This window comes from Streptomyces sp. CNS606, assembly GCF_000426325.1.
Genome location: NZ_AUFD01000008.1, coordinates 308502 through 315411 on the forward strand (window position 1 = coordinate 308502; position 6910 = coordinate 315411).

Here is a 6910-nt window from a genome sequence, read left to right on the forward strand (position 1 = left end):
CCGGTCCGGGCCGCTCAGGCGGCCCGGCGGATCCGGTAGGACGTGCCGTCCGGACCGGCGCCCAGGTAGGTGTGGCCGCGCATCGCGCACCAGGCGGGAATGTCGAGCCGGGCGGCCTCGTCGTCCGCGAGGACCGTGATCACCCCGCCGACGGGTACCTCGCCGATCACCTTCGCCAGCTCGATCACCGGCACCGGACACAGCGTGCCGAGTGCGTCCACGGTCAGGGCGCCCTCCTCCGCGTCCTCGGACGCTTCCGGGCCGCCGTCCGCCCGGATGTCGGCCGGTGCGCCGGGGGCGCTCGCCGGTGCGCCGAGCTGGGCGCGCACGGACGCCACCGCGCCGGGGAGTTCGGCCAGGAATCGTTCCACGTCCTCCTCGCGGGCACCCGGCGGCAACGACACGCGGACGTTCCCCTCGGACAGCACCCCCATGGCGCGCAGCACGTGGCTGGGCGTCAGCGTGCTCGACGTGCAGGAGGAGCCGGACGACACCGAGAACCCGGCGCGGTCCAGGGCGTGCAGCAGCGCCTCGCCGTCCACGTACAGGCAGGAGAAGGTGACCACGTGCGGCAGCCGGTGCACCGGGTCGCCCACCACCTCTACGTCCCCGACGAGTTCGGGTACCCGTGTGCGGACGCGGTCCACCAGCGCCCGGAGCCTGGCGGCCTCGGCCGCGGCCTCCGCGCGCACCGCCCGCAGCGACGCCGCGGCGGCGACGACCGCCGGGAGGTTCCCGAAGCCCGGGGCGCGGCCCGACTCCCGCTCGTCCGAGGGGCCCGGCGGGGCGAAGCGGGTGCCCTTCCGCACCACGAGCAGGCCGACTCCGGGCGGACCGCCCCACTTGTGGGCGCTGCCGGCCAGCAGCGACCACGGGCCGTCCACCGCATCCCAGGCGAGCGACTGGGCCGCGTCCACCAGCAGTGGCACGCCCGCCGCACGGCACGCCTCGGCCACGCCGGCGACGGGCTGTTCGGTGCCGACCTCGTGGTTGGCGCTCTGCAGGCAGGCCAGGGCGGTGCCCTCGGTGAGCGCGGCGGAGAACGCTCCGGGGTCGACGGCGCCCGTACGGCCCACGGCCACCTCGGCGACGGTCCCGCCGTCCGCCTCGTGGGCGGCCGCCGCGTGCAACACCGCGGAGTGCTCCACCGCGGAGACCACCAGGTGCCGGCCCGCACGCCGTCGGCCTGCGACCGCACCGGCCACGCCGGTGTGCAGGGCCTGTGTGCCCGACGGGGTGAACGTCAGCTCGTCCGGGCGGCATCCGACGGCCTCCGCGGCGGTCTGCCGCGCGGCGTCCAGCAGCATCCGCGCGCGCCGGCCCTCGCGGTGGAGCCGGGCCGGATCGGCCCAGCCTTCGTCCAGCGCGGCGACCAGGGCCTGCCGGGCGACGGGATGCAGCGGAACGGACGACGCGGCGTCGAAGTACGGCACGCCTTCACGCTAGCGCCCGGCCCGGTGGATCCCGGAACCCCTCCCCGCGCCGCACGGCGGGCTTCGGCCCGTGCCGGAGGAGCAGGTCCGCGTCTCCGCGGCGGCATCCGGTGTCCGGGGCCCGGCTCTCTCCTCGTCGCACGTCCGGGCTCGGACAGCTTCCGGCCGCCGAACGGCACGAGGCCCCCCGGGGCGGGTCGAGGCCGGCCGCGTGGGGCGTCCTCCGCCCGACGCGGGCGGAGGTGTCGCGGTCACGGCCGCCCCGGGGCCGCGACGGGGGGGGCCGGGTGCGGCATCCGCGGAGGGCGCCGGGTGCGCTCGGAGGCGCCGGGGGCGGCCGGTTGAGGACGCGGGCCGGGGCGGGCGGGACGCGGCCGGAACCGCCGGACGGCCGCAGTGGAGCCGCCACGCGGGAGACGGACCCTCCTGGCGCGGGTCCAAATCCCGTCCAGTAAGGTTTGGCCCGCATAAACATCAAACCCCTGCCCGCGCCAGGGGCCGGCGCCCGACCACCAAGACGGCCGAGCCCGGCTGAGCGGGCGAGACTCTCGGGAAGGCGCTACGTGAGTCCCAACGGCTCCGACCTCCCCCACCGCCCGAAGGGCGTGGGCGGTACCCCCATGTCACGGCGCCCGATGCGGCGGATGCTGCCGCAGGCGCTGGCTGCGGGACTGGTCCTGGCTACCGCCACCGGTTGCACCTACAAGGACTTCCCCCGCCTCGGCATGCCCACCCCGGTGACGGAGGAGGCGCCGCGGATCCTCTCCCTGTGGCAGGGCTCGTGGGCGGCTGCGCTCGCCACGGGCGCCCTGGTGCTCGGGCTGATCCTGTGGAGCATCATCTTCCACCGGCGTTCGCACACCAAGGTGGAGGTCCCGACACAGACCCGGTACAACATGCCCATCGAGGCGCTGTACACCGTGGTCCCGATCATCATCGTGTCGGTCCTCTTCTACTTCACGGCCCGTGACGAGGCCGAGCTCCTGAAGACCTCCGACAAGCCGGACCACGTCGTCAACGTGGTGGGCTACCAGTGGAGCTGGGGCTTCAACTACGTCGAGAACGTCGACGGCGACACCTCCACGGACAACACGGACTCCGAGGAACTCGCCGCCATCCCGGACCGGATGAAGGAGGCGTTCCCGGAGGGCGCCGAGGGCGTCTACACCGCGGGCACGCCGGCCGACCGGAACTTCCAGAACGGCAACCCGGGCCCGACGCTGTGGCTGCCGAAGGGCGAGACCGTCCAGTTCGTGCTGACCTCGCGGGACGTCATCCACTCCTTCTGGGTGGTTCCCTTCCTGATGAAGCAGGACGTCATCCCCGGCCACACCAACCGCTTCGAGGTGACTCCCGAGATGGAGGGCACCTACATGGGCAAGTGCGCCGAGCTGTGCGGTGTGGACCACTCCCGGATGCTCTTCAACGTCAAGATCGTTTCGCCGGAGCGCTACCAGAAGCACCTGGAAGAGCTGGCGGAGAAGGGCCAGACCGGTTACATCCCGGCGGGTGTCGCGACCATCGGCGACACCAGGAATGCGGAGACGAATAACCCGTGAGCATCCTCAACGAACCCCAGGGTGCCGCCGAGGACACGATCGCTGCCCAGAGCGGTCTCTCCTCGCAGCGCCGCAAGGAGCCCGGCAACGTCGTGGTGAAGTGGCTGACGACCACCGACCACAAGACGATCGGGTCGCTGTACCTCATCACTTCGTTCTTCTTCTTCGTCATCGGCGGCGTGATGGCGCTCTTCATGCGCGCCGAACTCGCCCGCCCGGGCACGCAGATCCTGTCGAACGAGCAGTTCAACCAGGCGTTCACCATGCATGGCACGGTCATGCTGCTGATGTTCGCCACTCCGCTGTTCGCGGGCTTCGCGAACTGGATCATGCCGCTCCAGATCGGCGCGCCCGACGTGGCGTTCCCGCGTCTGAACATGTTCGCCTACTGGCTCTACCTCTTCGGTTCGCTGATCGCGGTCGGCGGCTTCCTCACCCCGCAGGGGTCGGCGAGCTTCGGCTGGTTCGCGTACGCGCCGCTGAGCAGCGAGGTCTACTCGCCGGGCATCGGCGCCGACATGTGGATCATGGGTCTGGCCTTCTCCGGCTTCGGCACCATCCTCGGCTCGGTCAACTTCATCACCACCATCATCTGCATGCGCATGCCGGGCATGACGATGTTCCGGATGCCGATCTTCACCTGGAACGTGCTGCTCACCGGTGTGCTGGTGCTGCTGGCCTTCCCGGTGCTGGCCGCCGCACTGCTGGTGCTGGAGTCGGACCGCAAGTTCGGCTCGATGGTCTTCGACTCGTCCAACGGCGGCGCGCTGCTCTGGCAGCACCTGTTCTGGTTCTTCGGCCACCCCGAGGTGTACATCATCGCGCTGCCGTTCTTCGGCATCGTCTCGGAGGTCATCCCGGTCTTCAGCCGCAAGCCGATGTTCGGCTACATCGGCCTGATCGGCGCGACCATCGCCATCGCCGGCCTGTCGGTGACGGTGTGGGCGCACCACATGTACGTGACGGGCGGCGTGCTCCTGCCGTTCTTCTCGTTCATGACGTTCCTCATCGCGGTGCCGACGGGCGTGAAGTTCTTCAACTGGATCGGCACGATGTGGAAGGGCTCGCTGTCCTTCGAGACGCCGATGCTCTGGACGATCGGCTTCCTGATCACCTTCACCTTCGGTGGTCTGACCGGTGTCATCCTCGCCTCGCCGCCGCTGGACTTCCACGTCTCCGACAGCTACTTCGTGGTGGCGCACTTCCACTACGTCGTGTTCGGCACGGTCGTCTTCGCGATGTTCGCCGGCTTCCACTTCTGGTGGCCGAAGTTCACCGGCAAGATGCTCGACGAACGGCTCGGCAAGATCACCTTCTGGACGCTGTTCATCGGCTTCCACGGCACCTTCCTGGTCCAGCACTGGCTGGGCGCCGAGGGTATGCCGCGCCGGTACGCCGACTACCTGGCCGCCGACGGGTTCACCGCACTGAACACCATCTCGACGATCAGCTCCTTCCTGCTGGGCATGTCCCTCCTGCCGTTCTTCTACAACGTCTGGAAGACCGCCAAGCACGGGAAGAAGATCGAGGTCGACGACCCCTGGGGGTACGGCCGTTCGCTGGAGTGGGCGACCTCGTGCCCGCCGCCGCGGCACAACTTCGTCACCCTGCCGCGCGTGCGGTCCGAGTCCCCCGCGTTCGACCTGCACCATCCCGAGATCGCCGCCCTGGACCAGATCGAGGACACCGGGCAGCGTGACGTCGTCGACCCGGGCAAGGAAGCCGCCACCGGCAAGGAGGTCGGGAAGTGAAGATCCAGGGACAGATGTTCATCTGGCTTTCCTTCTTCATGCTGGCCATGGCGATCGTCTACGGCGTCTGGTCGAAGGAGCCGGTCGGCACGACCGCGCTCTTCCTCACCTTCGGTCTGGCCATGATGATCGGCTTCTACCTGGCGTTCACCGCACGCCGGGTGGACGTCGGCCCGCAGGACGAGAAGGAGGCGGACGTCGCCGACGACGCCGGCGAGGTGGGCTTCTTCAGCCCGCACAGCTGGCAGCCGTTCGCCCTGGCCCTCGGCGGCGCCCTGGCCTTCCTGGGCATCATCTTCGGCTGGTGGCTGTTCTTCTTCTCGCTGCCCGTGGTGCTCATCGGCCTCTTCGGCTGGTTCTTCGAGTACTACCGCGGCGAGGCGCAGAACCAGTAGGCGCGGAAGCCGGCAGGCGCAGAACCCGCAAGCATCGCGCACACCACGACAGGCCCCCGGCATTGCCGGGGCCTGTCGTGCGAAGAGGACCCGATCGGCCCAAGCCGACGGGCCACCGCCCCCGCGCGTTCCTAACGTGAAGTCATGACTGACATACGGAAGCGCCGCACGGCGGTGAGCTGCGCCCTTCTGCTGGGGCCCCTGGCGGTGGGGCTCACCGCCTGCGGAGAGGACGGTCATCCACTGGCGGCCGCCCCGTACGACGCCGGGAGCCAGGTCGCGCTGAGCGCCGAGGACGGCAGCGACGACGTCGACTACCGCAAGCCCCTCGTGGTCACCGCCGAGGACGACGAGGCCCTCCTCACCGACGTGGTCGCCACGGACGCCGGCGGACGGCACGTGCGCGGCAGGCTTTCCGAGGACGGCACCCGCTGGCGCAGCACCGCGCCGCTCGCCGCAGGCACCCGTTACACCGTCCGGGTGAGTACCGAGAACGAGGACGGCGAGCCGGGACGCCGCACCGTCCGGTTCGGGACGCGGGCCTCCGACGGCAAGAAGTTCACCGTCACCTTCGGCCCCGAGAAGGGCGAGTACGGCGTCGGCCAGCCGCTCGTCGCCGAACTCAGTCACAAGGTCAAGGGACGCGAGCAGCGGGAGACCGTGGAGCGCGCCCTGAACGTCCGCTCCACCCCCCGGGCGCAGGGCGGCTGGCACTGGGTGGATGCGCAGACGCTGCACTACCGGCCCAAGGAGTACTGGCCCTCGCACGCCTCCATATCCGTGTCGGCGGCGCTGGAGGGGATCAAGATACGCGACGGCCTCCGCGGCGGCGCCTCCAAGCCGCTGAGCATACGCACCGACGACCGTGTCGAAGGCACCGTCGACCTCGCCGCGCACACCCTGACCGTCACCCGGGACGGCGAGGAGGCGCGCACCATCCCGATCAGCGCCGGCAAGCCCGGGTTCCGCACCCGGGTCGGCGTCAAGGTGATCCTCGGCAAGACCCAGTTCCTCCGCATGACCAGCGGGAGCATCGGCATCCCCGCTGGCAGCTCCGAGTCCTACGACCTGCCGGTCTACTGGAACGCCCGCCTCACCCACAGCGGCGAGTTCCTGCACGCCGCGCCCTGGTCCTCCGGGTCGCAGGGCGTCGCCAACACCAGCCACGGCTGCACCGGCATGAGCACCGAGAACGCCAAGTGGCTCTTCGGCCTCGTGCAGGAGGGCGACGTGTTCACCTACGTCAACGGCGACGGCGGCGAGCAGATGCCCGCGTTCGGCAACGGCTTCGGCGACTGGAACCTGAACTGGTCCGAGTGGCGCGAGGGCAGCGCCCTCACCGGCGAGGGCAAGCCCGCCGAGGCGCCTCTGGGCGACATCGAGTTCGCTCAGGCCCGCCTGCGTTTCCAGGCCTGAGCACCCACAGGACGCGCCCGGGCGCCGTGCGGGAGGTCCCCCGTACGGCGGCCGGGCGTCGTGCGGGAGGTCCCCCGTACGGCGGCCGGGCGTCGTGTGCGGAGGGGTCAGGCGGCGCCCGCGGCGCCCGCGCTGCGGTGGTCGCCGCGCAGCAGACCGGCCAGCGCGTCCGCGAGGGCGACCGGGTCGACCGGGTGCGACACCGCGGCCTCGGCCCGGCTCCAGGTCGCCAGCCAGGCGTCCTCCGGGCGGCCGATCAGCAGCAGCACCGGCGGGCAGCGGAAGATCTCGTCCTTGATCTGGCGGCACACGCCCATGCCGCCGGCCGGCACGGCCTCCCCGTCCAGCACGCACAC

The 6910-nt window shown here is 71.0% G+C and carries 5 protein-coding genes and 1 pseudogene; 4 read left to right on the top strand and 2 right to left on the bottom strand.

The features are described 5' to 3' along the window. Positions 1-14 precede the first annotated feature (14 nt). Entirely contained in the window at positions 15-1433 is a 1419-nt protein-coding gene (locus tag K304_RS0106540; protein ID WP_027763095.1) for a cysteine desulfurase/sulfurtransferase TusA family protein, read from the bottom strand. 563 nt (positions 1434-1996) lie between these two features. Between K304_RS0106540 and ctaC the strand changes: the two genes are divergently transcribed. The 4 genes from ctaC to K304_RS0106560 all read left to right on the top strand — a co-directional run bounded on the left by ctaC (position 1997) and on the right by K304_RS0106560 (position 6554). Then, complete coding sequence (ctaC, locus tag K304_RS0106545; RefSeq protein WP_199779568.1) at positions 1997-2992, top strand: aa3-type cytochrome oxidase subunit II; 996 nt, start codon at positions 1997-1999, stop codon at positions 2990-2992. Beyond that, positions 2989-4743 carry an aa3-type cytochrome oxidase subunit I gene (ctaD, locus tag K304_RS0106550; RefSeq protein ID WP_027763097.1) on the top strand — a complete coding sequence of 585 codons (1755 nt, stop codon included), beginning with the start codon at positions 2989-2991 and terminating at the stop codon, positions 4741-4743. Before ctaC ends, ctaD begins: the two co-directional genes overlap by 4 nt. Continuing rightward, the gene (locus K304_RS0106555) at positions 4740-5138 is read left to right on the top strand and encodes a cytochrome c oxidase subunit 4 (RefSeq protein ID WP_027763098.1); all 399 of its coding nucleotides are present in this window, start codon (positions 4740-4742) and stop codon (positions 5136-5138) included. Before ctaD ends, K304_RS0106555 begins: the two co-directional genes overlap by 4 nt. A 144-nt stretch (positions 5139-5282) precedes the next feature. Next, positions 5283-6554 (top strand): Ig-like domain-containing protein, encoded by a 1272-nt coding sequence (locus K304_RS0106560; protein ID WP_027763099.1) that lies wholly within the window; start codon positions 5283-5285, stop codon positions 6552-6554. Between the two features lie 107 nt (positions 6555-6661). Here K304_RS0106560 and K304_RS27640 read toward each other — a convergent pair. Beyond that, positions 6662-6910, bottom strand: a pseudogene (locus K304_RS27640) (hypothetical protein); the annotation flags it as partial.